Here is a 26346-nt window from a genome sequence, read left to right as displayed (position 1 = left end):
CGTTTACTGATTTAAGTGTTGGTGCTACGTTTGTAGTTTCGCTTAGAGATGAAGTAAACGGAGGATATCAAAAACCATTTAGGAGGAACTATATTATGTCAGTAATTTCTATGAAGCAATTGCTTGAAGCTGGTGTTCATTTCGGACATCAAACTCGTCGTTGGAACCCAAAAATGAAGCGTTACATTTTCACAGAGCGTAACGGTATCTACATCATCGACTTACAAAAAACTGTGAAAAAAGTTGAGGAAGCTTACAGAACGATGCGCGACATCGCTGCTGAAGGCGGAGACATCTTATTCGTAGGTACTAAAAAACAAGCACAAGAAGCTATTAAAGAAGAAGCAACTCGTGCTGGTATGTACTTCGTTAACCAACGTTGGTTAGGTGGAACTTTAACAAACTTCCAAACAATCCAAAAGCGTATCAAGCGTCTTAAAGACATCGAAAGAATGCAAGAAGATGGTACTTTCGAAGTACTTCCTAAGAAAGAAGTTGTTCAACTTAAAAAAGAGTTAGAGCGTCTTGAGAAATTCTTAGGCGGTATTAAAGATATGAAAGGTCTTCCAAGTGCATTATTCGTAGTAGACCCTCGTAAAGAGCGTATTGCAGTTGCTGAAGCACGCAAATTACACATTCCAATCATCGGTATCGTTGATACAAACTGTGATCCAGACGAAATCGATCACGTTATCCCAGCAAACGATGATGCAATTCGTGCTGTAAAACTTCTTACATCTAAAATGGCAGACGCGATCCTTGAAGCAAAACAAGGTGAAGAAACTGTTACTGCGTAACAAAGTTGGAAAGGTGATAAGGGGTTCGGCCTTTTATCACCTTTTTTAAGGTATAAACACCTTTATAAAAGGTATAAATACATATTTTAGGAGGATGAAAAGTATGGCAATCACTGCTCAAATGGTAAAAGAATTACGTGAAAAAACTGGCGCAGGTATGATGGACTGCAAAAAAGCTTTAACAGAAACTAATGGCGACATGGAGAAGGCAATTGACTTCTTACGTGAAAAAGGTATTGCGAAAGCTGCTAAAAAAGCAGACCGCATTGCTGCTGAAGGTTTAACTTTCATCGAAACAAACGGTAACGACGCTTTAATCTTAGAATTAAACTCTGAAACTGATTTCGTTGCGAAAAACGAAGGTTTCCAAACACTAATTAAAGAATTAGCTGCTCACTTATTAACTAACAAACCAGCTAACGTTGAAGAAGCTATGGCTCAAACAATGGAAAACGGTAAAAAAGTTGAAGAGCACATCAACGAAGCAATCGCTAAAATTGGTGAAAAACTTACACTTCGTCGTTTCGAAATCGTATCAAAAACTGATGCAGATGCATTCGGCGCTTACCTACACATGGGTGGACGCATTGGTGTATTAACAGTTCTTGAAGGTTCTACTGATGAAGCTGCTGCTAAAGATGTTGCAATGCACATCGCTGCAGTTAACCCTAAATACATCGACCGCGATGCTGTAACAGCTGAAGAAGTTGAGCATGAGCGTCAAGTATTAACACAACAAGCATTAAACGAAGGCAAGCCTGAGAAAATTGTTGCGAAAATGGTTGAAGGCCGTCTAGGCAAATTCTTCGAAGAGATTTGCTTACTTGACCAAGCATTCGTTAAAAACCCTGATATGAAAGTTCGTCAGTTCGTTGAGTCTAAAGGCGGAACATTAAAAGGATTCGTTCGCTACGCTGTTGGTGAAGGTATCGAAAAACGCGAAGACAACTTTGCTGAAGAAGTAATGAACCAAGTAAAAGGTAGTAACTAATACAGATTAGGGAACACATTGTGTTCCCTTTTTTAAAATAAAGATGTAAGCAATTGGAGGTTCATTATGAGTAAACCGAAATATAATCGTGTCGTTTTAAAGCTAAGTGGAGAAGCTTTAGCTGGAGAGCAAGGATTTGGAATTAACCCAACTGTTATTAAGTCAGTTGCGGAACAAGTAAAAGAAATTGCAGAACTTGATGTAGAGGTTGCTGTTGTTGTTGGTGGCGGTAACATTTGGCGTGGAAAAATTGGAAGTGAAATGGGCATGGATCGTGCAGGGGCAGATTACATGGGCATGTTAGCGACAGTTATGAATTCATTAGCTCTTCAAGATAGCTTGGAGAATATCGGAATTCAAACTCGTGTACAAACTTCAATTGAGATGCGTCAAGTTGCAGAACCTTACATTCGTCGTAAAGCAGTTCGTCACTTAGAGAAAAAACGTGTTGTTATCTTTGCAGCAGGTACAGGTAACCCATACTTCTCTACAGATACAACAGCAGCATTACGTGCGGCAGAAATTGAAGCAGATGTAATTTTAATGGCGAAAAACAATGTAGATGGTGTATATAATGCGGATCCATCTATTGATCCAACAGCTACAAAATACGAAACGCTTACTTACTTAGATGTATTAAAAGAAGGTTTAGGTGTAATGGATTCTACAGCTTCTTCTCTATGTATGGATAATGATATTCCACTAATTGTATTCTCAGTTATGGAAAAAGGTAATATTAAACGTGCCGTTTTAGGCGAAAATATCGGAACAGTGGTAAGGGGGAAATAAATATGGGACAACAAGTATTGAAGTCTTCAAATGAAAAAATGGAAAAAGCAGTTGCTGCTTATTCTCGTGAATTAGCAACAGTTCGTGCTGGTCGTGCAAACGCGTCTGTATTAGATAAGGTACAAGTTGATTACTATGGTGCACCAACACCAGTTGTGCAATTAGCGAACATTACAGTTCCAGAAGCGCGTTTACTAGTAATTCAACCTTATGATAAAACTTCTATCGGTGATATTGAAAAAGCAATTTTAAAAGCAGATTTAGGCTTAAACCCTTCTAATGATGGAACTGTAATTCGTATTGCATTCCCTGCACTAACAGAAGAGCGTCGTCGTGATCTTGTAAAAGTTGTGAAAAAATATGCTGAAGAAGCAAAAGTTGCTGTTCGTAACGTACGTCGTGACGGAAATGATGATCTTAAGAAGCTTGAAAAAGCTGGCGAGATTACAGAAGATGATTTAAGAGGATATACTGAAGATATCCAAAAAGAAACAGATAAATATATTGCAAAAGTTGACGAAATCGCAAAAAACAAAGAAAAAGAAATCATGGAAGTGTAATAGCGATAACTTCGCAAATATGACCCTCTTCTTAAGGGGGTCTTTTTACACTTTTAGGCATACGTCTGCTTGCTGGAGGGTATGAATGATGTTTAAAAACTTTCCTTTTTTTAAAGGTAAAAAGGACACATCGTTTGATCATCTCGTTGAAGAAGTGAAAAAAGGATATATCCCAGAACATATTGCCATCATTATGGATGGGAATGGAAGATGGGCAAAGAGGAGAGCAATGCCTCGTATTGCGGGACATCATGAAGGTATGCAAGTTGTAAAGAAAATTACAAAATTTGCAAGTAAACTTAATGTGAAAGTGTTAACTCTCTATGCTTTTTCAACTGAGAACTGGAAAAGACCGAAAAAGGAAGTTGATTATTTAATGAAGCTTCCAGAAGAATTTCTAGGTACATTTTTACCAGAATTGATTGAAGAAAACGTACAAGTCCGAGTAATAGGGCAAAAAGATCGTCTTCCTACGCATACACGCAGAGCGATGGAGAAAGCCATGGAAGATACGAAAGAGAATACGGGATTAATTCTTAATTTCGCGTTAAACTATGGAAGTCGAGATGAAATCGTTTCTGCTGTGCAACATATGATGAAAGATAATGAGGAAGGAAAAATTCGTTCTGAAGAGGTAAGTGAAGAAATGCTTTCCTCCTACTTAATGACGAGTTCTTTACCTGATCCAGAGTTGTTAATCCGAACAAGCGGAGAGCTACGTATTAGTAATTTCATGTTATGGCAAATTGCATATTCGGAGTTTTGGTTTACAGACGTGTATTGGCCAGACTTCAAAGAAGAACATTTGCTAAATGCGATTACTGACTTTCAACATAGAGGGCGCAGATTCGGAGGCGTGTAGAAAGAGAGGGTTTGGTAGTGAAACAGAGAATTATTACTGGAGTGGTTGCTGCCGCGCTATTCATTCCCATCGTAATATACGGTGGCGTGCCTTTTACGGTTTTAGTGTATGCACTTGCTTCTATAGGTTTATATGAATTAATTCGTATGAATAAGCTTACGCTTATTTCAGTACCGACAGTTTTAGCTGCAGTATTATTGTGGATTCTTTTAATTCCAAGTAGTGCATCAGAACTGTTTACATGGATTGGATTAGGTAAATTGGAAATCACATTTGTGATTGTTTTATTACTTTTATCATATACAGTCCTTTCTAAGAATACATTTACTTTTGATAATGCTTCATTTTTACTGATGGCAACGACATATGTGGCAATGGGATTCTTATATTTAAATGAAACGAGAATATTAGGAATTAAATATGTATTTTGCGCATTATTTGTTATATGGGCTACTGATTCAGGCGCATATTTCGTAGGAAAAGCATTGGGCAAGAGAAAATTGTGGCCAGAAATTAGTCCGAATAAAACGATTGAAGGTTCATTAGGCGGTATCGTTTGTGGAATTATTGTGGCACTTGTTTACAACGTGTTCTTCCCAGTCGAATCGAATGTAGTAATTTTAATTGTGCTGACAATTATCATTTCTATTTTTGGACAAATTGGTGATTTAGTACAATCTGCTTTTAAACGTCATTATGGCGTAAAGGATTCAGGTACAATTTTACCTGGGCATGGTGGTATATTAGACCGAACAGATAGTTGGTTATTCGTTTTACCAATTCTCTACTTCTTATTACAATACAATTAATAAATGAACGAGGGGTTGGAGTCATGAAAAACATTAGTTTATTAGGTGCAAGCGGATCAATTGGTACACAAACTTTAGATGTATTACGCTCGCACCCAGACCAATTCCGTCTCGTTGCTTTTTCTGTAGGGAAAAATATTGACTACGCAGTAAAGGTAATTCAAGAATTTTCTCCGCAAATCGTCTCTGTGCAAAGAGAGGAAGATGTTTTAAAATTACAATCTGTTTCTGGTAATACAAAAATTGTATATGGTAGTGAAGGACTTTTAGAAGTAGCATTACATCCAGATGCGGAGATTGTAGTAAATGCTGTTGTAGGTAGCGTAGGGTTGTTACCAACACTTCGTGCAATTGAGGCGAAAAAAACAATTGGAATTGCAAATAAAGAAACGTTAGTAACTGCAGGACATCTTGTAATGGAAGCAGCACGAAAACATAATGTTTCGTTACTTCCAGTAGATAGTGAACATTCGGCTATTTTTCAGTGCTTGAATGGTGAAAATGAAAAAAGAATTTCTCGTCTTATTATAACGGCTTCTGGTGGAAGTTTCCGTGATAAAACGAGGGATGAATTGCATCATGTGACCGTAGAAGATGCGCTTCGACATCCAAACTGGTCAATGGGTTCGAAAATTACAATTGATTCTGCTACAATGATGAATAAGGGACTAGAAGTAATTGAAGCGCATTGGCTTTTTGGTATCCCTTATGAGCAAATCGATGTTGTTTTACATAAAGAAAGTATTATCCATTCTATGGTTGAATTTGAAGATCGTAGTGTAATGGCGCAGCTTGGTTCACCTGATATGCGAGTACCAATTCAATACGCACTTACATATCCTGATAGATTGCCTCTTTCAGACACAAAACAGTTAAACTTATGGGAAATAGGGACGTTGCATTTTGAGAAAATGGACCAAGAACGATTCCGTTGTTTACGTTTTGCGTATGAAGCTGGAAAAGCAGGTGGAAGTATGCCAGCTGTAATGAACGCAGCGAATGAAGTAGCGGTTGAAGCCTTTTTACAAAAGAGAATTGGTTTCTTAACAGTGGAAGACCTCATTGAAAAAGCAATGAACCATCACAATGTCATTGCACGACCGAGCTTAGAGGAAATTTTGGAAATTGATGCGGCCACAAGACGGTTTGTGATGGAACAAATTTAGCAAAGGTGGTTATGGAATTGAATACAGCGATTGCCTTTATATTAATTTTCGGTGCACTCGTATTTTTCCATGAGCTAGGGCATCTATATTTCGCAAAAAGAGCAGGTATTTTATGCCGCGAGTTTGCGATTGGTTTTGGTCCGAAAATATTCTCATTTGAAAAGAATGAAACGGTGTATACGATTCGATTACTGCCCCTTGGTGGCTATGTAAGAATGGCCGGCGAGGATGCGGACACAGTTGAGTTAAAGCCTGGGAAAAAGGTTGGCCTTGTATTAAATGAAAAAGACGAAGTTGTGAAATTAGTTTTTGATGGATATGAAAAGTATCCAAATGTTCGTGTTATTGAAGTCGAACAAGCTGATTTGGAGCATAATTTAACAATTTCGGGCTATGAAGAGTACGAGGAAGAGCTTCAAACATTCCGAGTGAATGAAAAGGCTCGTATTATTACTGCGGGGGAAGAAATTCAAATTGCTCCGTATAATAGACAATTTGGCTCGAAAAAACTAGGGCAACGCGCTTTAACAATCTTTGCGGGTCCTGCAATGAACTTCATTTTAGCATTTGTTATTTTTGTGATTCTTGGATTTGTACAAGGGGTTCCTATTGACAAACCAATGGTCGGAAAAGTGATGGATAACAGTGCAGCACAGCAAGCTGGATTGAAAGAGAATGATACAATTCAAGCTATTGATGGGAAAAACACAAGTACATGGAAAGATGTTGTTACTATTGTACGTGAAAACCCAAATAAAGAAATTACGTTACAAGTAAAGCGTGATAATGAACAGTTTAATGTGAAAGTAACGCCAACACTCGATAAAGAAGGAAAAGACGAAGTTGGTAGAATCGGTGTGTATTCTCCTGTAGAGAAAACAGTAATGGGTTCTATTAAATCAGGATTTGAACAAACGTACCAATGGACGAAACTAATTTTTGAATCTCTTGTTAAATTAGTAACTGGTCAATTTTCTATTAATGAGTTATCAGGTCCAGTAGGAATTTATAATCTAACAGATCAAGTTGTAGATTATGGGTTTACGCGTGTACTAAGTTTAGCTGCAGTTCTAAGCATTAATCTTGGTTTATTTAATTTATTACCAGTTCCTGCTTTAGATGGTGGCCGTTTATTCTTCTTCTTAATTGAAGCGTTACGAGGGAAACCAATTGATCGCCAAAAAGAAGGAATGGTTCACTTTATTGGTTTTGCATTATTAATGTTACTTATGTTAGTTGTAACTTGGAATGACATTCGTAAGTTTTTCTTGTAAAATAAAGTGAAACTTATAATGAAATAGAGCTCGTAGAATAAAATCCCTCACCTAACTCGAGGTGAGGGGTTTTACTGCGTGTAAGAGTAAAATGAAGAGGTGCAAATAAATGAAACAAAGTATGGTATTCAGTCCTACATTACGTGAAGTTCCAGCTGATGCTGAAATTAAGAGTCATCAGCTATTACTTCGTGCAGGTTTTATGCGTCAAAATGCTTCTGGTATTTATAGCTTTCTACCATTTGGATTAAAAGTATTACACAAAGTAGAACGTATCGTTCGAGAAGAAATGGAGCGCGCAGGAGCTGTAGAATTATTAATGCCAGCTATGCAAGCTGCGGAATTGTGGCAAGAATCAGGTCGTTGGTATTCTTACGGATCTGAATTAATGCGTATGAAAGATCGTAATGCCCGTGAATTCGCATTAGGAGCGACACATGAGGAAGTAATTACGGATCTTGTGCGTGATGAAGTGAAATCATATAAAAAATTACCGTTAACATTATACCAAATTCAAACAAAATTCCGTGATGAGCAAAGACCTCGTTTCGGCTTATTACGTGGAAGAGAGTTTCTAATGAAAGATGCATACTCTTTCCATGCTACACAAGAGAGCTTAGATGAAGTATACGATCGTTTATATAAAGCATACTCTAACATTTTTGCTCGCTGTGGCTTGAATTTCCGTGCAGTTATTGCTGATTCTGGAGCAATGGGCGGAAAAGATACACATGAATTTATGGTATTATCTGATGTTGGTGAAGATACAATTGCATACTCTGACACATCTGATTATGCAGCAAACATCGAAATGGCTCCTGTTGTAGCTACGTATACGAAGAGTGACGAAGCAGAAAAAGCACTTGAAAAAGTAGCAACACCAGACCAAAAAGCAATTGAAGAAGTATCTGCATTCTTAAACATTGCAGCTGACAAGTGCATTAAGTCTATGGTGTTTAAAGTAGATGAGAAATTAGTAGTGGTACTTGTTCGTGGTGATCACGAAGTAAACGATGTGAAAGTGAAAAATGTATACGGCGCTTCAGTTGTTGAGCTTGCTTCTCATGAAGAAGTAAAAGCATTATTAAATTGTGAAGTTGGTTCATTAGGACCGATTAATGTAACAGGTGATATCGAAATTATTGCTGATCATGCTGTAGCATCAATTGTTAACGGATGTTCAGGAGCGAATGAAGAAGGATTCCATTATGTAAATGTAAATCCAGAACGTGACTTTAAAGTAAGTCAATATACAGATTTACGCTTCATCCAAGAAGGAGACCAATCTCCAGATGGAAACGGAACAATTCTTTTTGCACGCGGAATTGAAGTTGGTCATGTATTCAAATTAGGAACTCGTTATAGTGAAGCAATGAACGCAACATTCCTAGATGAAAACGGAAAAACACAACCACTTATTATGGGTTGTTACGGTATCGGTGTATCTCGTACAGTGGCAGCAATTGCAGAGCAGTTTAACGATGAGAACGGCTTAGTTTGGCCAAAAGCTGTAGCACCGTTCCATGTGCATGTAATTCCAGTAAATATGAAATCGGATGCACAACGTGAAATGGGTGAAAATATCTACAACTCATTACAAGAACAAGGCTCTGAAGTGTTATTAGACGATCGTGCAGAACGTGCAGGTGTTAAATTTGCAGATGCAGATTTATTCGGTCTTCCAGTTCGTGTTACAGTTGGTAAAAAAGCAGACGAAGGTATTGTAGAAGTGAAAGTACGTGCTACAGGTGAGTCTGAAGAAGTAAACGTAGAAGAACTTCAAACATATATTGCAAATATTTTAAAATAAGAAGAGGTACCTCGTAATGGGGTACCTTCTCTTTCTTTGTAAACGTATTTTGTAAAAGAAGAGGTGAGAAATCTTTCTTTGTGGTACGTTTCAATTTATAATAGCAAATGGAAGGAGAGTGCTTATGTCTTTAACAAATGAACAACAAGAGCGATTTCAAATTTTGCTCCAGCAGTTGCAAATACCAGACGACCTTATAAATCAATATTTACAAGGCGGTGGTATTGAAAGGCTCGTTATTGATAAAGCGAATAAAAGTTGGCATTTTGATTTACAAGTGCCACGTATTTTGCCTACAGAATTATATGAATTGCTAGAAACAAAGCTTAAGCAATCATTTTCTCATATTGCAAGAACAACATTTGCATTAGAAACAGAGAATAAACAATTTACAGAAGAAGAAGTGAGGGCGTATTGGCCGCTTTGTACGGAACGAATTACATTTTCACCTATGTTCGCATACTTAAAGAAGCAGCTTCCGCAGGTGAATGGAGTGAAGTTGCTAATAAATGTGAATAACGAGCTGGAGTCTACTGCTTTAAAGAAAAACGTTGCGAAACCAGTAGGGGATCAATACGAAGTTTTTGGATTCCCGCGTTTTCAGTTAGACACACATATACAGCAAAATACAGAAGAAATGCAAAAGTTTCGTGAACAAACGCAGCAAGAAGACCGCGAGCGTGTTATACAAGCTATGGAAGAAATGGCGAAGAAGCAAGCTGAAGAAAGCAGCGTTGTGTATGAAGGACCGATTACACTCGGGTATCTTATTAAGCCAGATGAAGAGATTACACCGATGCGAGAAATTCAAGATGAAGAAAGAAGAAAAACGGTTCAAGGATATGTCTTCCATGTAGAAACAAAAGAGCTTCGTAGTGGACGTACGTTATTAACTTTAAAAATAACGGATTATACGGATTCTATTATGATCAAAATGTTCTCGCGTGACAAAGAAGATATTCCAATGCTGCAATCCTTGAAAAAAGGAATGTGGGTGAAAGCGCGTGGTTCTGTTCAAAACGATACATTCGTTCGAGATTTAGTAATGATTGCAAATGATATTAATGAAATAACAGGACCGTCTCGTAAAGATAAAGCACCAGAAGGCGAAAAACGAGTAGAGCTGCATCTCCATACTCCGATGAGTCAAATGGACGCTGTCACTCCAGTTTCTAAGCTTGTTGCTCAAGCTGGTAAATGGGGACATGAGGCTATTGCGGTTACAGACCATGCCGTGGCTCAGTCTTTCCCAGAGGCGTATTCTGCGGGGAAGAAGGCTGGAGTTAAAGTTATATATGGTGTAGAAGCAAATTTAGTTAATGATGGTGTACCGATAGCATATAACGAAGCGCATCGTTTACTTGCAGAGGAAACGTATGTTGTTTTCGACGTTGAGACGACAGGTTTATCAGCTGTATACGATACAGTTATTGAGTTGGCTGCTGTAAAAGTAAAGGGTGGCGAAATTATTGACCGCTTTGAATCTTTTGCAAATCCGCATCAACCATTATCGGCGACGATCATTGAATTAACAGGTATTACAGATGATATGTTAACTGATGCACCTGAAGTGGACGAAGTGTTTAAAAAGTTTGAGGAATGGATGGGCGACCATACACTTGTTGCCCATAACGCGAGCTTTGATATGGGCTTTATTAACGTAGGTTTTAAAAAGGCTGGACTAGAAAAAACGAATAACCCCGTTATTGATACGTTAGAACTTGCACGATTCTTATTCCCAGAAATGAAAAATCATCGATTAAATACGATGTGTAAAAAACTTGATATTGAATTAACACAACATCACCGTGCGATTTATGATACAGAAGCGACGGGATATTTACTTGAGAAAATGTTGAAAGACGTAATTGAAAAGGGATTTGAATATCACGATCAATTAAATGATAGCATGGGACAAGGGGATGCGTATAAGCGTGGCCGTCCAAGTCATATGACGTTACTTGCCACATCAGATGTTGGATTGAAAAATTTATATAAACTTGTTTCATATTCTCACCTTAATTACTTTTACCGTGTACCACGTGTGCCGAGGTCACTATTAAAAAAATACCGTGAAGGAATTTTAGTAGGAACGGCTTGTGATAAAGGTGAAGTTTTCGAGGCAATGATGCAAAAGGCACCTGAAGAGGTAGAAGAAATTGCCCAGTTCTATGATTACATTGAAGTAATGCCTCCAGAGGTGTTGCGTCATTTAGTAGAACGTGAACTTGTTCGAGACGAAGGTCAATTAAAAACAATTATTTCTAACTTAGTAAAACTAGGTGAGACGTTAGATAAACCAGTTGTTGCTACAGGAAACGTGCATTATTTAGACCCTGAGGATGCAATGTATCGTAAAATTTTAGTCAGTTCGCAGGGCGGAGCCAATCCGTTAAATCGACATTCATTACCGCCAGTACATTTCCGTACAACTGATGAAATGTTAGAATGTTTTTCATTCTTAGGTGAAGATAAAGCGAAAGAAGTTGTTGTAACAAATACACAAAAGATTGCGTCATTAATTGGTGATGTGCATCCAGTAAAAGACGATCTATACACACCGAAAATTGAAGGTGCTGATGATGAAACGCGTGATATGAGTTATAAAATGGCGCGTAGCATTTATGGTGAAGAGCTACCGGAAATTGTAGAAGCACGTTTAGAAAAAGAATTAAAAAGTATTATTGGGCATGGATTCGCCGTAATTTATTTAATTTCACATAAGCTTGTGAAAAAATCGTTAGTAGACGGATATCTAGTAGGTTCGCGTGGATCGGTAGGATCATCATTTGTTGCAACGATGATGGAAATTACAGAAGTAAACCCATTACCACCACACTATGTATGTCCGAAGTGTAAGCAATCAGAATTCTTTAATGATGGTTCTGTAGGCTCTGGTTTTGACTTACCAGATAAAGAATGTCCTGCTTGTAATATTCCATATGTAAAAGATGGACATGACATTCCGTTCGAAACATTCCTTGGATTTAAAGGAGATAAGGTACCCGATATCGATTTGAACTTCTCCGGGGAATACCAACCACGTGCCCATAACTATACGAAAGTACTGTTCGGTGAAGACTATGTATATCGTGCAGGAACGATTGGTACAGTTGCGGAAAAAACTGCTTACGGATATGTAAAAGGTTATGCAAATGATCATAACTTAACGATTCGAAATGCAGAGATTGATCGCTTAGTAGCAGGGTGTACCGGTGTAAAACGTACAACAGGACAGCATCCAGGCGGTATTATCGTTGTGCCAGATTACATGGATATCTTTGATTTCTCACCAATACAGTATCCAGCTGATTCAATTGGTGCTGAATGGAGAACAACGCATTTTGATTTCCACTCGATTCATGATAATTTATTGAAACTTGATATACTAGGACACGATGATCCGACCGTTATTCGTATGTTACAAGATTTAAGTGGTATTGATCCGAAAACAATCCCAACGGATGATCCAGAAGTAATGAAAATTTTCTCTGGTCCAGAATCGTTAGGGGTAACGGAAGAACAAATTAACTGTAAAACAGGTACACTTGGTATACCAGAGTTTGGTACAAAATTCGTAAGACAGATGTTAGAAGAGACAAAACCGACGACATTCTCAGAGTTAGTCCAAATTTCTGGACTATCACATGGTACCGACGTATGGCTTGGTAATGCAAACGAGTTAATTTATAACGGTACATGTACGCTGAGCGAAGTTATCGGTTGTCGTGATGACATCATGGTATATTTAATCTATCAAGGTCTAGATCCATCATTAGCCTTCAAAATCATGGAGTCGGTTCGTAAAGGTAAAGGTGTACCGGAAGAATGGGAAGAAGACATGAAAAATAATAATGTACCAGGTTGGTATATTGATTCATGTAAGAAGATTAAATACATGTTCCCTAAAGCCCATGCGGCTGCTTACGTACTTATGGCTGTACGTATCGCATACTTTAAAGTACATTTTGCACTGTTATTCTATGCCGCATATTTTACAGTTCGTGCAGATGATTTTGATGTAGAGGCAATGGCGAAAGGTTCAGCATCTATACGTGCAAGAATTGATGAAATTGCTCAAAAGGGACTCGATGCTGCGCCGAAAGAGAAGAGTTTATTAACGGTACTAGAAATGACACTTGAAATGTGTGAGCGTGGATACTCATTCCAAAAGGTGGATTTATACCGCTCACATGCAACAGAATTTATTATTGATGGAGATACATTAATCCCTCCATTTAATGCAGTACCTGGTCTTGGCACAAACGCAGCTTTAAGTATTGTAGAAGCACGTAAAAATGGAGACTTCTTATCAAAAGAAGACTTGCAACAGCGAAGTAAGGTTTCGAAAACAATTATTGAGTATTTAGATAGCCAAGGTTGTTTAGGAGACTTACCAGATCAAAACCAGTTATCACTGTTCTAGTAGGTAGGAAAAGTCTTTGCAAATCAACATTTCCTATGATATACTATTAACCGAGATAACCATGTCATGTATATTGTGTAAAGAAAAGAGTGGGGAAACCCACTCTTTCGTGTTACTATCTATGTTTTATCTACGTAGATAGGTAAAAGATTTCTGTCGTATATACATATTTTGTTACAAGTTTTACTTCTTAAATTTGGTAATACTAAGACAGATAATCCCTGCTGAACAGCAGGGGCTTTTGTTAGCTAACGAGAAAGAATAAGATAGACCGTTTTTAAATTGGCGGGGTCTTCTTCTTTTAAATGGTACATGACGGCAGGAAGGAGGCTGTTTATGGATAAGAAAGTCACAGAAGTTGTAGAAGCATTTGCGCAGCCGATCGTTGAAGAGTTAAATCTTGAACTTGTAGATGTAGAGTATGTGAAAGAAGGACAAGACTGGTTCTTACGCGTATTCATCGATTCTGAAAAGGGAGTCGACATTGAAGAATGCGGTGCGGTAAGTGAACGTTTAAGCGAAGCTTTAGATAAAGAGGACCCAATTCCTCATCTTTACTTTTTGGATGTATCATCTCCTGGAGCGGAACGCCCATTAAAGAAAGAAAAAGACTTCCAGCAAGCGGTAGGAAAACAAGTGGCAATTAAAACATATGAGCCGATTGATGGTGAAAAGATGTTTGAAGGAAAACTGCTTTCTTACGATGGTACAACAATAACATTATTATTAACAATTAAAACACGTAAAAAAGAAATCCAAATTTCGATGGATAAAGTCGCAAATGCGCGACTTGCTGTTACGTTTTAGTTAGAAGGGGGATCTTCATGAGCACTGAGTTATTAGATGCTTTGCTCGTATTAGAATCTGAAAAAGGCATTAGCAAAGACATTATTATTGATGCGATTGAAGCAGCTTTAATCTCTGCTTATAAGCGCAATTTTAATCAAGCACAAAACGTTCGTGTGAGCTTTAACCCAGAAGTGGGAACAATTCAAGTTTTAGCACGTAAAGACGTAGTAGACAATGTGTTTGATCCACGTCTTGAAATTTCTGTAGAGGAAGCAAGACAAATTAATCCAAACTACCAAGATGGTGACGTACTAGAAATTGAAGTAACACCAAAAGACTTTGGTCGTATTGCAGCACAAACTGCAAAACAAGTTGTAACACAACGAGTGCGTGAAGCAGAGCGCGGTGTTATTTACTCTGAGTTTAGTGATCGTGAAGAAGATATTATGGTAGGTATTGTACAACGTCAAGATGCTCGTTTCATCTATGTAAGCTTAGGAAAAGTAGAAGCTTTATTACCTGTAAGTGAGCAAATGCCTAATGAGCAATACAAACCACATGATCGTATTCGCGTATTCATTACGAAAGTAGAAAAAACGACAAAAGGACCACAAATTTACGTATCACGTACACATCCTGGTCTTTTAAAACGTTTATTCGAAATGGAAGTTCCTGAAATCTATGATGGAACTGTAGAAATTCGTTCTGTAGCACGTGAAGCTGGCGATCGCTCTAAGATCTCTGTATATGCAGAGAACACTGATGTTGATCCAGTTGGTTCTTGTGTAGGACCAAAAGGGCAACGTGTACAACGCATTGTAGACGAATTAAAAGGTGAAAAAATTGACATCGTTCGCTGGTCAAATGATCCAGTTGAATATGTTGCAAATGCATTAAGCCCATCACAAGTTGTTAAAGTACTTGTAGATGAAGAAGAAAAAGCGACAACAGTAGTTGTTCCAGACCACCAGCTATCATTAGCTATCGGTAAGCGTGGACAAAATGCACGTCTTGCAGCTAAATTAACAGGCTGGAAAATTGACATTAAGAGTGAGTCTGATGCGAAACAACTTGGTATTGTAACAGAAGAAGATAGCGTAATCGCATTTGGATTCGATTCAGTGGAAGACGAAATCGAATAGAGGTGATGAGTATGAGCAATCGAAAAGTTCCGTTACGAAAATGTGTTGCAACGCAAGAAATGAAATCAAAACGAGAGCTCGTTCGCATTGTTCGTTCCAAAGAGGGAGAAGTGTCCATTGATTTAACTGGGAAAAAATCAGGACGAGGTGCTTACTTGTCGAAGGACAAGGAGAGCATTCTTCAAGCTCAAAAGAAAAATGTTTTGGAACATCATCTAAAAGCGAAAATCGACGGTTCTTTATATGAAGAGCTTCTTGAGCTTGTTGAGAAGGAGTCGAAATAAGTGTCCGATTGGAAATCGTTTTTAGGACTAGCAAACCGGGCTCGGAAAATTATTTCGGGTGAAGAACTCGTTTTAAAAGAAGTACGAAGTGGCAAAGCAAAACTTGTATTGCTATCTGAAGATGCGTCAGTAAATACTACAAAACGCATCACAGATAAAACTACGTACTACAACGTACCAATGAGAAAGGTCGAAAATCGACAACAATTAGGGCATGCGATTGGGAGAGATGAGCGAGTCGTTGTAGCTGTGTTAGATGAAGGCTTTGCGAAAAAGCTGCGTAGCATGCTCGATACAAATTACCGGGGGTGAAGGTATGAGTAAAATTCGAGTGCATGAATATGCAAAAAAACATAATATCTCAAGTAAAGATCTTATGACAAAACTAAAAGAAATGAATATCGAGGTTTCGAATCATATGACAATGTTAGACGATGAAGTAGTAAATAAATTAGATAATGAATATCAAACTGAAAAACCTTCTGTTGCAGATGAGTTTGAAGTAGAAGAAAAAGTTGTTCGCAGTAAAAAGAACAGCAATAAGAAAAAGAAAAAAGGCAAAGGAAACGAAGACAAACGTCAAGAGAACTTTGCTGGTAGACAACAAACTCAAATTGTAGAAACACCAGATAAAATTACTTTCTCTGGAAGCCTTACAGTAGGAGATCTTGCTAAAAAATTAAGCAAAGAGCCATCTGAAATTATTAAGAAGCTCTTCATGCTTGGAATTATGGCAACAATTAACCAAGACTTGGATAAAGATACAATTGAGTTAATTGCTAACGACTACGGTATTGAAGTAGAAGAAGAAGTAATTGTGAGCGAGACTGAGTTTGAAACATTCATTGATGAGCAAGATGATGAAGAGAACTTAAAAGAACGTCCAGCTGTAGTTACAATCATGGGACACGTTGACCACGGTAAAACAACATTACTGGATTCTATTCGTAACTCAAAAGTAACTGCAGGCGAAGCGGGTGGAATTACTCAGCATATCGGTGCATATCAAGTTGAAGTAAACGATAAGAAGATTACATTCTTAGATACACCTGGTCACGCAGCATTTACAACGATGCGTGCTCGTGGTGCACAAGTAACGGATATTACAATCCTTGTTGTTGCAGCGGATGACGGTGTTATGCCACAAACGGTTGAAGCAATTAACCATGCGAAGGCAGCAGGAGTACCAATTATTGTTGCTGTGAATAAAATGGATAAACCAGCTGCAAACCCTGATCGCGTAATGCAAGAACTAACAGAATATGAATTAGTTCCAGAAGCTTGGGGCGGAGATACTATTTTCGTACCAATTTCTGCAATTCAAGGCGAAGGCATTGACAACTTACTAGAAATGATCCTTCTTGTAAGTGAAGTAGAAGAATACAAAGCAAATCCAAACCGCTATGCAACTGGTACAGTAATCGAAGCACAGCTTGATAAAGGTAAAGGAACTATCGCGACATTACTTGTTCAAAACGGTACGCTTCGAGTTGGAGATCCAATCGTTGTTGGAACTTCATTCGGACGTGTTCGTGCAATGGTAAGTGATATTGGTCGTCGTGTAAAAGTTGCTGGTCCATCAACTCCTGTTGAAATTACTGGTTTAAACGAAGTACCACAGGCTGGAGATCGTTTCATGGCATTCGCTGATGAGAAGAAAGCTCGTCAAATTGGTGAATCACGTGCACAAGAAGCGTTAGTTGCACAACGTGGTGAGAAATCTAAATTAAGCCTTGAAGATTTATTCCAACAAATCCAAGAGGGCGATGTAAAAGAAATTAACTTAATCGTAAAAGCAGACGTACAAGGTTCTGTTGAAGCGATGGCAGCATCACTTCGTAAAATTGATGTTGAAGGCGTAAAAGTTAAAATCATTCACACTGGTGTAGGTGCGATTACAGAATCTGATATCATTTTAGCTTCTGCATCTAATGCAATTGTAATTGGATTTAACGTACGTCCAGATGTGAACGCGAAGCGTACAGCTGAATTAGAGAACGTTGATATTCGTTTACACCGTATTATTTATAAAGTAATCGAAGAGATTGAAGCAGCGATGCAAGGTATGCTTGATCCAGAATTCGAAGAAAAAGTAATCGGTCAAGCAGAAGTTCGTCAAACGTTTAAAGTAACAAAAGTTGGAACAATCGCAGGTTGTTATGTAACAGACGGTAAAATTACGCGTGATAGTGGCGTACGTATTATCCGTGACGGCGTAGTAATTTTCGAAGGACAACTTGATACGTTAAAACGTTTCAAAGACGACGTAAAAGAAGTTGCACAAAACTATGAGTGTGGTATTACAATTGAGAGATATAATGATCTTAAAGAAGGGGACATCATTGAAGCGTACATTATGGAAGAAGTGAAGCGATGATTATCGCTTCACTCTCATTCGAGTGTATGATTTACGATGTGCATTCTTTAAAAGAGAAACGTGCAATTTTACAACGTGTGTTAACTCGTGTGAAACAGCGCTATAATGTAGCTGTTTCTGAAGTTGGGCACCAAGATGTATGGCAACGTACAGAAATTGCAATTGTTTCCGTATCCTCAAATCGTGTTATCTGTGAAAAAGAAATGAATCGTGTACTTGAGTACATCGATTCATTTCCTGAAATTGAACGTACAATAACACATTTGGAATGGTATTGAATGAGGTGAAGAGTTATGAAATTACGTGCGAACCGTGTGGGCGAGCAAATGAAAAAAGAATTAGGCGATATTATCAGTCGTAAAATTAAAGACCCACGTATTGGATTTGTTACAGTAACAGATGTACAAGTGAGTGGTGATTTACAAATTGCTAAAGTATATATTTCTGTTTTAGGTGACGAAGAACAGAAAGAAAATACTTTAAAAGGTTTAGCGAAGGCAAAAGGCTTTATTCGTTCAGAAATTGGCCAACGTATTCGTCTTCGTAAAACACCGGAAATTACCTTTGAGTTTGATGAGTCTATCGGATATGGTCATCGAATTGATACACTTTTACATGAAATTAATAAAGACGGTAAACGTGAAGAATAATGGATAGACATTTGTCTATCCATTTTTTCAATGCAAAATAAGTTTTGGATATTTAATACGAAAGAATTATGATGAGGTGAACATATATGGAAGGTGTAGTATTATTACATAAGCCAAAAGGCATGACATCACATGATTGTGTATTTAAATTAAGAAAGATATTGCGAGAAAAGAGAATTGGTCATACGGGAACATTAGATCCAGATGTAACAGGAGTATTACCAATTTGCGTTGGAAGAGCAACGAAAATTGCACAATTTTTAACAAGTGAAACGAAAACATATGAAGGTGAAGTAACATTAGGGTTTTCAACGACAACTGAAGACGCTTCTGGTGAGGTTGTTGAAACGAAAAATGTAGATCGTACTATTACTCGTATGGAAGTAGAGAAAGTCCTTGCGGAATTAACAGGCACGATTGAACAAATGCCACCAATGTTCTCGGCTGTAAAAGTAAACGGGAAAAAATTATATGAATATGCAAGAGCAGGACAAGAGGTGGAACGTCCAGTTCGTACAATTACAATTCATGAATTCGTATTACTTGATGATCGTGAAGTTTTTGAAGGAGAAAATATTTCATTCCGTTTCCGTGTAACGTGTAGTAAAGGAACATATGTAAGAACGTTAGCTGTAATGATCGGGGAGAAACTTGGTTTCCCATCACATATGTCTCACCTTGTAAGAACGGCATCTGGTGAATTTTTATTAGAAGATTGCATATCATTTGAAGAAATTGAAGAAAACGTGCAAAATGGAACAGTAGAGTCTATCTTCATTTCAATTGATGAAGCATTAAGTAAGTTTCCAAAAATGGTTGTAGATGAAAAGCAAGCAGAGAAAATAAAGAATGGTATGTTCTTAAAGAATGAATTAGAAATAACAGCACCATTTATTACAGTGTTTGATAAAAATGATCGTTGCTTAGCAATTTATGAACATCATCCGAAACATCCTGGCATGTTAAAGCCGATGAAAGTACTTGTGAATAATCAAGAACTAAAGCTATAATGAATTATTGGAAGGATTATTACAGAAAAAGGTGAATTCAAGCGTGAAACTTATTCATTTAACTCATCCACATGAACAAAATAAATTAGAATTACCACCTACTGTAATGGCATTAGGATTTTTTGATGGCATTCATTTAGGACATCAATGTGTAATTCGAACTGCGAAAAAAATAGCGGACGAACGAGGATATAAAAGTGCAGTTATGACATTTCATCCTCATCCATCTGTTGTTTTAGGGAAAAAGGATGCGCATGTGGAGTATATTACACCAATGCGTGATAAAGAAAAAATAGTCGAAAGCTTAGGAATCGATATATTATATGTGATTAAATTTGATGAATCATTTGCAGGGTTATTACCGCAACAATTTGTAGATGATTATATTATTGGTTTAAATGTAAAGCATGTAGTAGCAGGGTTTGATTATTCATATGGACGTTTAGGAAAAGGAAAGATGGAGACTTTACCATTTCATGCAAGAGGGGAGTTTACACAGACTGTGATTGAAAAAGTTGAATTTCAAGAAGAGAAAGTAAGTTCTACAGCATTACGAAAGTTAATTCGAAATGGCGAAATGGAGCAAATTCCATCTATTTTAGGTAGAGCCTATACTGTAGCGGGAACAGTTATACACGGCGACAAACGTGGGCGTCAAATTGGTTTCCCGACAGCTAATGTAGGTTTAAGTGATGAGTATTTATTGCCACCTGTAGGTGTTTATGCAGTGAGATTAAAAGTTCACGATGAATGGTACGATGGTGTATGTAATATTGGATATAAACCGACTTTTAAAGAAGATGAGCGTCAATTATCAATTGAAGTGCACTTATTTGAATTTAACAAAGATATATACGATCAAAATGTTACAGTAGAGTGGCATATGCGTATAAGAGCAGAAAAGAAATTCAACGGTATTGATGAGTTAGTTGAACAAATCGCAAAAGATAAGAAAACAGCACAAGAATATTTTATGAGCGAAAAGAATATACTTGCTTTTTCAAATGAAAAGTAGTATTCTATGTTATGTACTTTATGACAACCATTGCTTGGCATTGCGACTCACCGACGCTTGCTAGGTAATTGGGGGTTTAATTAATAGGAGGTGAAATAGGATGGCTTTAACACAAGAACGTAAAAATGAAATCATTGCACAATTTAGAACTCATGAGACTGATACTGGTTCTCCAGAGGTTCAAATTGCTGTCCTAACGGAGCAAATTAACACTCTAAACGAGCACTTACGTACTCACAAGAAAGATCATCATTCACGTCGTGGTCTATTAAAGATGGTTGGTAAACGTCGTAACTTACTAACTTACCTTCGTAATAGCGATATCACACGTTACCGTGAATTAATCACAAAGCTTGGCTTACGTCGATAGTCAAAGAAGCGGGAATATTCCCGCTTTTTTGTTAGGTAAAAATATATCTTCTACGCTTTATAGCTTACTTAATTTTAGGCAATACTAGAGGTAGAATATTGTGATATACTATCCATTTACATAGAAGAATTGAATACTTTAAATTGAGAGGGGTACTTAAATGAGTCAAGAAAAGCAAGTCTTCTCGATAGATTTAGCTGGTCGCCAGCTAACAGTTGAAACTGGTCAGCTTGCAAAACAAGCGAACGGAGCAGTATTAGTAAGATATGGCGATACAGCGGTTCTATCTACAGCAACTGCATCAAAAGAAGCAAAAAATGTAGATTTCTTCCCACTTACAGTAAACTATGAAGAGCGTTTATATGCAGTCGGAAAAATTCCTGGCGGTTTTATTAAGCGTGAAGGTCGTCCAAGTGAAAAAGCAATTTTGGCAAGTCGTTTAATCGACCGTCCAATTCGTCCGCTATTCGCAGATGGCTTCCGTAACGAAGTACAAGTTGTCAGCATTGTAATGAGTGTTGATCAAGATTGTTCTTCTGAAATGGCAGCTATGCTTGGTTCTTCATTAGCGTTATCGATTTCAGATATTCCATTTGAAGGTCCAATCGCTGGTGCGACAGTTGGCCGTATTAATGGCGAATTCGTTATTAACCCAACAGTAGAACAGCAAGAACAAAGTGATATCCACTTAGTTGTAGCTGGTACGAAAGATGCGATTAACATGGTTGAAGCAGGAGCAGATCAAGTACCTGAAGAAACAATGTTAGAAGCAATTATGTTTGGTCATGACGAAATTAAACGTCTAATTGCATTCCAAGAAGAGATTGTACAAGCTGTAGGTAAAGAGAAATCAGAAGTGAAACTTTATGAAGTTGACGCTGATCTTAACCAAGCTGTACGTGAAATGGCTGAAGAAGATATGCATTCAGCAATTCAAGTACATGAGAAACATGCACGTGAAGATGCAATTAACGAAGTGAAAAAGCGTGTTATTGAGCATTACGAAGCGCAGGAAGCTGACGCTGATACATTAGGACAAGTAAATGAGATTTTATATAAAATTGTAAAAGAAGAAGTACGTCGTCTTATTACAGTTGAAAAAATCCGTCCAGATGGCCGTAAAGGTGACGAAATCCGTCCATTAGCATCAGAGGTTGGTATTTTATCTCGTACACACGGTTCTGGTTTGTTCACTCGTGGACAAACACAAGCGTTAAGTATTTGTACATTAGGTGCATTAGGCGATGTGCAAATTTTAGATGGTCTTGGTGTAGAAGAATCAAAACGCTTTATGCACCATTACAATTTCCCATCATTTAGTGTTGGTGAAACAAGACCAATGCGTGGACCAGGTCGTCGTGAAATCGGTCACGGTGCACTAGGAGAACGCGCACTTGAGCCTGTAATTCCATCTGAAAAAGATTTCCCATACACAGTACGTCTTGTATCTGAAGTTTTAGAATCAAATGGTTCTACTTCACAAGCAAGTATTTGTGGTAGTACTTTAGCAATGATGGATGCTGGTGTTCCACTTAAAGCTCCAGTTGCAGGTATTGCAATGGGTCTAGTTAAAACTGGTGAGCATTACACAATTTTATCTGATATTCAAGGTATGGAAGATCATTTAGGTGATATGGACTTTAAAGTAGCAGGTACAGCACAAGGTGTAACTGCACTACAAATGGACATTAAAATCGATGGTCTATCTCGTGAAATTTTAGAAGAGGCATTACAACAAGCGAAAGTTGGTCGTGTGCACATTCTAAATCATATGTTATCTGTTATTCCAGAGCCACGCACTGAATTATCAGCGTACGCTCCAAAGATTATTACAATGACAATTGATCCAGATAAAATCCGTGACGTTATCGGACCGAGCGGTAAACAAATCAATAAAATTATTGAAGAAACTGGCGTTAAAATTGACATCGAGCAAGATGGCGCAGTATTCATTTCTTCAATAAACCAAGAAATGAACGACAAAGCTAAGAAAATTATCGAAGATATCGTTCGCGAAGTACAAGTAGGTGAAATCTACGAAGGAAAAGTGAAACGTGTTGAGAAATTCGGTGCTTTCGTTGAATTATTCAGCGGTAAAGATGGATTAGTTCATATTTCTGAACTTGCACTTGAGCGTGTAGGTAAAGTAGAAGACGTTGTCAAAATCGGTGATGTAATTACAGTTAAAGTTATCGAGATTGACAAGCAAGGTCGCGTAAATCTATCTAGAAAAGTATTGCTAAAAGAAGAGCAAGAAAAAGAAGCTGCTAAAGAAGAAAACAAACAAGAGCAGCAATAAGTAAAAGCCAGTTTAACTGGCTTTTTTTGTTATGTAAAAAACATGATGTTCAATATATTTTTATGTCGGTATAGGTATAGTTTTCATTATAACGCTCAAATTAACAAAGATAAGAAGAAAATGTTTTTATATAGTTAATTTGGGAGGGTTTATATGAAAGTTCGTATATTGGCATACATATGTATATTTTCTTTATATGTCAGTTTAGGCTCTTATTCTGTTTTTGCGCAAGATAACTTGCATGAAGAAATTCAAAAGCATGCAAAACAGTATGAGATTGCACCTCAAAATGCGATGATTGATAAAATATGGAAGGCAACACCTGGATATAATGGAAGACAAGTGGATATTGAAGCATCGTATAATAATATGAAGAAGCTAAAGGAATTTGATCAAAAATATCTTGAATTCAGAGAAGTCTCACCGAGTGTTCATTTAGAAGATTTATCACCAGCTCCAATTTATAGAGGGCATCCAAATAAAAAGATGGTAGGATTAACAATAAATGTGGCATGGGGAAATGAGTATTTGCCTCGCATATTAGAGATATTGAAAAAGCATGATGTGAAGGCCACTTTCTTTTTAGAAGGACGTTGGGTGAAAGAAAATTTGCGATTTGCAAAAATGATTGTCGATGCAAAACAAGAAGTTGGAAATCACTCATACACACATCCAAATATGAAAACGTTATCGTCAGATGAAATACGAGATCAGTTACAAAAAACAAATCGAATGATAGAAGTAGTAACGAATCAAAAAGTAAGATGGTTTGCCCCGCCGAGTGGAAGTTTTCGAGATGAAGTCGTAAAGATTGCAGATGATTTTCAAATGGGAACGATTATGTGGACTGTAGATACGATTGATTGGAAGCGCCCTGAGCCGGATGTACTATTGCAGAGAGTAATGAGAAAAATACATCCAGGTGCTATCATATTAATGCATCCTACTTCGTCTACAGCAGAGGCTTTAGATATAATGATTACAAAATTGAAGGAACAAGGATATAAAGTGGGGAATATAACTGAATTACTGGATGAAAAACGTGTGGATTAAATACATTTGCATGACATTCATCCTTAAACTTGTTATCATTAAATAATAGCGTTTTATTTAGAGAAACTGGCAGTAGGAGGAAAGTTTTTGATTAAAAAATATACTTGTAAAAATGGTGTAAGAATAGTTATGGAGAATATACCAACTGTAAGATCGGTTGCAATTGGTATTTGGATCCATGCGGGATCAAGAAATGAAAATGAAAAAAATAATGGGATTTCTCACTTTTTAGAGCATATGTTCTTTAAAGGGACAGAAACACGTAGTGCACGAGAGATTGCAGAATCATTTGATAGCATTGGTGGTCAAGTGAATGCATTTACTTCAAAAGAATATACATGTTACTATGCAAAAGTATTAGATGAGCATGCTAAATATGCTTTAGATGTTTTAGCAGATATGTTCTTTAATTCAACATTTGATGAGGAAGAACTGAAAAAAGAGAAGAATGTCGTATGTGAAGAAATTAAAATGTACGAAGATGCTCCAGATGATATTGTGCATGATATGTTAACGAAAGCAACATATGAAACGCATCCACTTGGATATCCTATTTTAGGAACAGAAGAAACGCTTGATACGTTTACAGGTGATACGTTACGTCAATATATAAAAGATCATTATACACCTGAAAATGTAGTTGTATCAATCGCAGGAAATATTGATGAAGCATTTTTACAAACAGTGGAGCAATATTTCGGTAGTTATGAAGGAACAACAAACCGTGAACAAGTACATAGCCCAATTTTCCATTTCAATAAGGTAGCCCGTAAAAAAGAAACGGAACAAGCTCATTTATGTCTAGGATATAAAGGCTTACAAATGGGACACGAAGATATTTATAACTTAATTGTATTAAATAATGTTTTAGGCGGTAGCATGAGTAGCCGTTTATTCCAAGAAGTACGTGAGCAACGTGGATTAGCTTACTCAGTATTTTCTTACCACTCTTCTTATGAAGATACAGGCATGTTAACACTTTACGGTGGAACAGGTAGCCAACAATTAGATACATTGTATGAAACAATGCAAGAAACATTAGAGACATTGAAAAATACAGGTATTACAGAAAAAGAGCTTATGAATAGTAAAGAGCAATTAAAAGGAAACTTAATGTTAAGTTTAGAAAGTACAAATAGCCGTATGAGCCGTAACGGTAAAAATGAATTGCTTCTTCGTAAACATCGTTCACTTGATGAGATTATTGAAAGTGTAAACACTGTAACAAAAGAAAATGTGGACGGATTAATTCGCAATATGTTTACTGACGAGTTCTCTGCGGCACTTATTAGTCCAGACGGAAAACTTCCAAAAGGAATAAAACTATAATCAATTTTTACGATGTAAAAAAAATAACCTTCTCTCTTTTTAAATGAGAGAAGGTTATTTTTTTTATACATATAGAATAGGTACTAATTATAGACAATGCAAATGAAAAATTCATTAGGGGAGTGGAGTGTGTATGCGATTAAGTGAATTAAGTGGTAAAGAGGTTGTAGATATAGAAAAAGCGGAAAAAATGGGAGTCTTAGGTTATATGGATTTAGAGATTAATGAGAAAGACGGGCAAATACAAACACTTATAATACCTGTAGGGAAGTGGGGAGGTTTTAAAAAGGAACCACAAGAAGTAAGGGTGGCATGGAGTCAAATAAAGAAAGTCGGACACGATATGCTTCTTTGTGATAGTATAGATCGTTCAAATTCGGAGTGAAGGATGGCCATTTTGGTCATCTTTTTTTGTATCTACATAGAAACCTGATAAATCATATGTGCATTTGGATTTTCAATCACCATAAACTCGTACATTACATATGATGTGGAGGAAAAAGAAAAAGTAGGCACTTTTCTTATAAATGACAGAAAAAGAAGG

The 26346-nt window shown here is 37.3% G+C and carries 24 protein-coding genes; all 24 read left to right on the top strand.

The genetic code is table 11. The features are described from left to right. The first annotated feature begins 95 nt into the window (after positions 1-95). The 24 genes from rpsB to MHH55_RS13030 all read left to right on the top strand — a co-directional run bounded on the left by rpsB (position 96) and on the right by MHH55_RS13030 (position 26187). On the top strand, positions 96-797 hold the full coding sequence (rpsB, locus tag MHH55_RS13145; RefSeq protein ID WP_000111485.1) for a 30S ribosomal protein S2: 702 nt from the start codon (positions 96-98) through the stop codon (positions 795-797). 103 nt (positions 798-900) lie between these two features. Then, a complete protein-coding gene (gene tsf / locus MHH55_RS13140) occupies positions 901-1788 on the top strand; it encodes a translation elongation factor Ts (RefSeq protein ID WP_001018578.1) in 888 nt (295 codons plus the stop codon). Positions 1789-1854: 66 nt separating this feature from the next. Next, a complete protein-coding gene (gene pyrH / locus MHH55_RS13135; RefSeq protein WP_000042668.1) occupies positions 1855-2577 on the top strand; it encodes a UMP kinase in 723 nt (240 codons plus the stop codon). Between the two features lie 2 nt (positions 2578-2579). After that, the gene (gene frr / locus MHH55_RS13130; protein WP_000531501.1) at positions 2580-3137 is read left to right on the top strand and encodes a ribosome recycling factor; all 558 of its coding nucleotides are present in this window, start codon (positions 2580-2582) and stop codon (positions 3135-3137) included. Between the two features lie 85 nt (positions 3138-3222). After that, entirely contained in the window at positions 3223-3999 is a 777-nt protein-coding gene (gene uppS / locus MHH55_RS13125) for an isoprenyl transferase (protein ID WP_000971296.1), read from the top strand. Positions 4000-4016: 17 nt separating this feature from the next. After that, the gene (cdsA, locus tag MHH55_RS13120; protein WP_000813592.1) at positions 4017-4808 is read left to right on the top strand and encodes a phosphatidate cytidylyltransferase; all 792 of its coding nucleotides are present in this window, start codon (positions 4017-4019) and stop codon (positions 4806-4808) included. A gap of 23 nt (positions 4809-4831) precedes the next feature. Continuing rightward, the gene (gene dxr, locus MHH55_RS13115; protein ID WP_000790373.1) at positions 4832-5974 is read left to right on the top strand and encodes a 1-deoxy-D-xylulose-5-phosphate reductoisomerase; all 1143 of its coding nucleotides are present in this window, start codon (positions 4832-4834) and stop codon (positions 5972-5974) included. A gap of 17 nt (positions 5975-5991) precedes the next feature. Beyond that, entirely contained in the window at positions 5992-7248 is a 1257-nt protein-coding gene (gene rseP / locus MHH55_RS13110) for an RIP metalloprotease RseP (RefSeq protein WP_001090243.1), read from the top strand. A 109-nt stretch (positions 7249-7357) separates the two neighbouring features. Next, positions 7358-9058: a proline--tRNA ligase gene (locus MHH55_RS13105; protein ID WP_078186341.1), complete on the top strand. Its 1701-nt coding sequence runs from the start codon at positions 7358-7360 to the stop codon at positions 9056-9058. A 124-nt stretch (positions 9059-9182) separates the two neighbouring features. Beyond that, complete coding sequence (locus MHH55_RS13100; RefSeq protein ID WP_078186342.1) at positions 9183-13484, top strand: PolC-type DNA polymerase III; 4302 nt, start codon at positions 9183-9185, stop codon at positions 13482-13484. 336 nt (positions 13485-13820) lie between these two features. Continuing rightward, positions 13821-14291 carry a ribosome maturation factor RimP gene (rimP, locus tag MHH55_RS13095; RefSeq protein WP_000359096.1) on the top strand — a complete coding sequence of 157 codons (471 nt, stop codon included), beginning with the start codon at positions 13821-13823 and terminating at the stop codon, positions 14289-14291. Between the two features lie 17 nt (positions 14292-14308). Continuing rightward, positions 14309-15415 carry a transcription termination factor NusA gene (nusA, locus tag MHH55_RS13090; protein WP_000102604.1) on the top strand — a complete coding sequence of 369 codons (1107 nt, stop codon included), beginning with the start codon at positions 14309-14311 and terminating at the stop codon, positions 15413-15415. Between the two features lie 11 nt (positions 15416-15426). Continuing rightward, entirely contained in the window at positions 15427-15699 is a 273-nt protein-coding gene (gene rnpM / locus MHH55_RS13085) for an RNase P modulator RnpM (RefSeq protein WP_000071127.1), read from the top strand. Beyond that, positions 15700-16011, top strand: coding sequence for a YlxQ family RNA-binding protein (locus MHH55_RS13080; protein WP_001286523.1), 312 nt, complete (start codon positions 15700-15702; stop codon positions 16009-16011). It abuts the gene before it with no gap. A 4-nt stretch (positions 16012-16015) separates the two neighbouring features. After that, the gene (infB, locus tag MHH55_RS13075; RefSeq protein WP_000036343.1) at positions 16016-18076 is read left to right on the top strand and encodes a translation initiation factor IF-2; all 2061 of its coding nucleotides are present in this window, start codon (positions 16016-16018) and stop codon (positions 18074-18076) included. After that, the gene (locus MHH55_RS13070; protein WP_000582363.1) at positions 18073-18354 is read left to right on the top strand and encodes a DUF503 domain-containing protein; all 282 of its coding nucleotides are present in this window, start codon (positions 18073-18075) and stop codon (positions 18352-18354) included. The genes infB and MHH55_RS13070 overlap by 4 nt, the downstream gene beginning before the upstream one ends. Before the next feature lie 15 nt (positions 18355-18369). After that, positions 18370-18726, top strand: a complete 357-nt coding sequence (rbfA, locus tag MHH55_RS13065; RefSeq protein WP_000776437.1) for a 30S ribosome-binding factor RbfA — start codon at positions 18370-18372, stop codon at positions 18724-18726. Between the two features lie 86 nt (positions 18727-18812). Next, complete coding sequence (gene truB / locus MHH55_RS13060; protein ID WP_000399352.1) at positions 18813-19736, top strand: tRNA pseudouridine(55) synthase TruB; 924 nt, start codon at positions 18813-18815, stop codon at positions 19734-19736. Between the two features lie 43 nt (positions 19737-19779). Further along, entirely contained in the window at positions 19780-20751 is a 972-nt protein-coding gene (gene ribF / locus MHH55_RS13055) for a bifunctional riboflavin kinase/FAD synthetase (protein WP_000766706.1), read from the top strand. Positions 20752-20851: 100 nt separating this feature from the next. Then, a complete protein-coding gene (rpsO, locus tag MHH55_RS13050) occupies positions 20852-21121 on the top strand; it encodes a 30S ribosomal protein S15 (protein ID WP_001229392.1) in 270 nt (89 codons plus the stop codon). 160 nt (positions 21122-21281) lie between these two features. Beyond that, a complete protein-coding gene (gene pnp / locus MHH55_RS13045) occupies positions 21282-23420 on the top strand; it encodes a polyribonucleotide nucleotidyltransferase (RefSeq protein WP_078186343.1) in 2139 nt (712 codons plus the stop codon). Between the two features lie 153 nt (positions 23421-23573). Further along, a complete protein-coding gene (locus MHH55_RS13040; protein WP_000868227.1) occupies positions 23574-24473 on the top strand; it encodes a polysaccharide deacetylase family protein in 900 nt (299 codons plus the stop codon). A gap of 87 nt (positions 24474-24560) precedes the next feature. After that, the gene (locus MHH55_RS13035) at positions 24561-25802 is read left to right on the top strand and encodes a M16 family metallopeptidase (protein WP_000592986.1); all 1242 of its coding nucleotides are present in this window, start codon (positions 24561-24563) and stop codon (positions 25800-25802) included. A gap of 133 nt (positions 25803-25935) precedes the next feature. Next, complete coding sequence (locus MHH55_RS13030; protein WP_001239759.1) at positions 25936-26187, top strand: YlmC/YmxH family sporulation protein; 252 nt, start codon at positions 25936-25938, stop codon at positions 26185-26187. Positions 26188-26346 lie beyond the last annotated feature (159 nt).

This window comes from Bacillus sp. FSL K6-2944 (assembly GCF_038005385.1).
GTDB classification, from domain to species: domain Bacteria; phylum Bacillota; class Bacilli; order Bacillales; family Bacillaceae_G; genus Bacillus_A; species Bacillus_A cereus.
The sequence above is the reverse complement of the archived record's forward strand: the minus strand, read 5'-3'. Positions and strand labels throughout refer to the sequence as shown.

Excerpts from the sequence above, each read along its gene's own strand:
- rpsB (WP_000111485.1), top strand. The coding sequence starts at position 96 with ATGTCAGTAATTTCTATGAAGCAATTGCTTGAAGCTGGTGTTCATTTC.
- tsf (WP_001018578.1), top strand. The coding sequence starts at position 901 with ATGGCAATCACTGCTCAAATGGTAAAAGAATTACGTGAAAAAACTGGC.
- pyrH (WP_000042668.1), top strand. The coding sequence starts at position 1,855 with ATGAGTAAACCGAAATATAATCGTGTCGTTTTAAAGCTAAGTGGAGAA.
- frr (WP_000531501.1), top strand. The coding sequence starts at position 2,580 with ATGGGACAACAAGTATTGAAGTCTTCAAATGAAAAAATGGAAAAAGCA.
- uppS (WP_000971296.1), top strand. The coding sequence starts at position 3,223 with ATGATGTTTAAAAACTTTCCTTTTTTTAAAGGTAAAAAGGACACATCG.
- dxr (WP_000790373.1), top strand. The coding sequence starts at position 4,832 with ATGAAAAACATTAGTTTATTAGGTGCAAGCGGATCAATTGGTACACAA.
- MHH55_RS13105 (WP_078186341.1), top strand. The coding sequence starts at position 7,358 with ATGAAACAAAGTATGGTATTCAGTCCTACATTACGTGAAGTTCCAGCT.
- MHH55_RS13100 (WP_078186342.1), top strand. The coding sequence starts at position 9,183 with ATGTCTTTAACAAATGAACAACAAGAGCGATTTCAAATTTTGCTCCAG.
- rimP (WP_000359096.1), top strand. The coding sequence starts at position 13,821 with ATGGATAAGAAAGTCACAGAAGTTGTAGAAGCATTTGCGCAGCCGATC.
- nusA (WP_000102604.1), top strand. The coding sequence starts at position 14,309 with ATGAGCACTGAGTTATTAGATGCTTTGCTCGTATTAGAATCTGAAAAA.
- rnpM (WP_000071127.1), top strand. The coding sequence starts at position 15,427 with ATGAGCAATCGAAAAGTTCCGTTACGAAAATGTGTTGCAACGCAAGAA.
- infB (WP_000036343.1), top strand. The coding sequence starts at position 16,016 with ATGAGTAAAATTCGAGTGCATGAATATGCAAAAAAACATAATATCTCA.
- MHH55_RS13070 (WP_000582363.1), top strand. The coding sequence starts at position 18,073 with ATGATTATCGCTTCACTCTCATTCGAGTGTATGATTTACGATGTGCAT.
- rbfA (WP_000776437.1), top strand. The coding sequence starts at position 18,370 with ATGAAATTACGTGCGAACCGTGTGGGCGAGCAAATGAAAAAAGAATTA.
- truB (WP_000399352.1), top strand. The coding sequence starts at position 18,813 with ATGGAAGGTGTAGTATTATTACATAAGCCAAAAGGCATGACATCACAT.
- rpsO (WP_001229392.1), top strand. The coding sequence starts at position 20,852 with ATGGCTTTAACACAAGAACGTAAAAATGAAATCATTGCACAATTTAGA.
- pnp (WP_078186343.1), top strand. The coding sequence starts at position 21,282 with ATGAGTCAAGAAAAGCAAGTCTTCTCGATAGATTTAGCTGGTCGCCAG.
- MHH55_RS13040 (WP_000868227.1), top strand. The coding sequence starts at position 23,574 with ATGAAAGTTCGTATATTGGCATACATATGTATATTTTCTTTATATGTC.
- MHH55_RS13030 (WP_001239759.1), top strand. The coding sequence starts at position 25,936 with ATGCGATTAAGTGAATTAAGTGGTAAAGAGGTTGTAGATATAGAAAAA.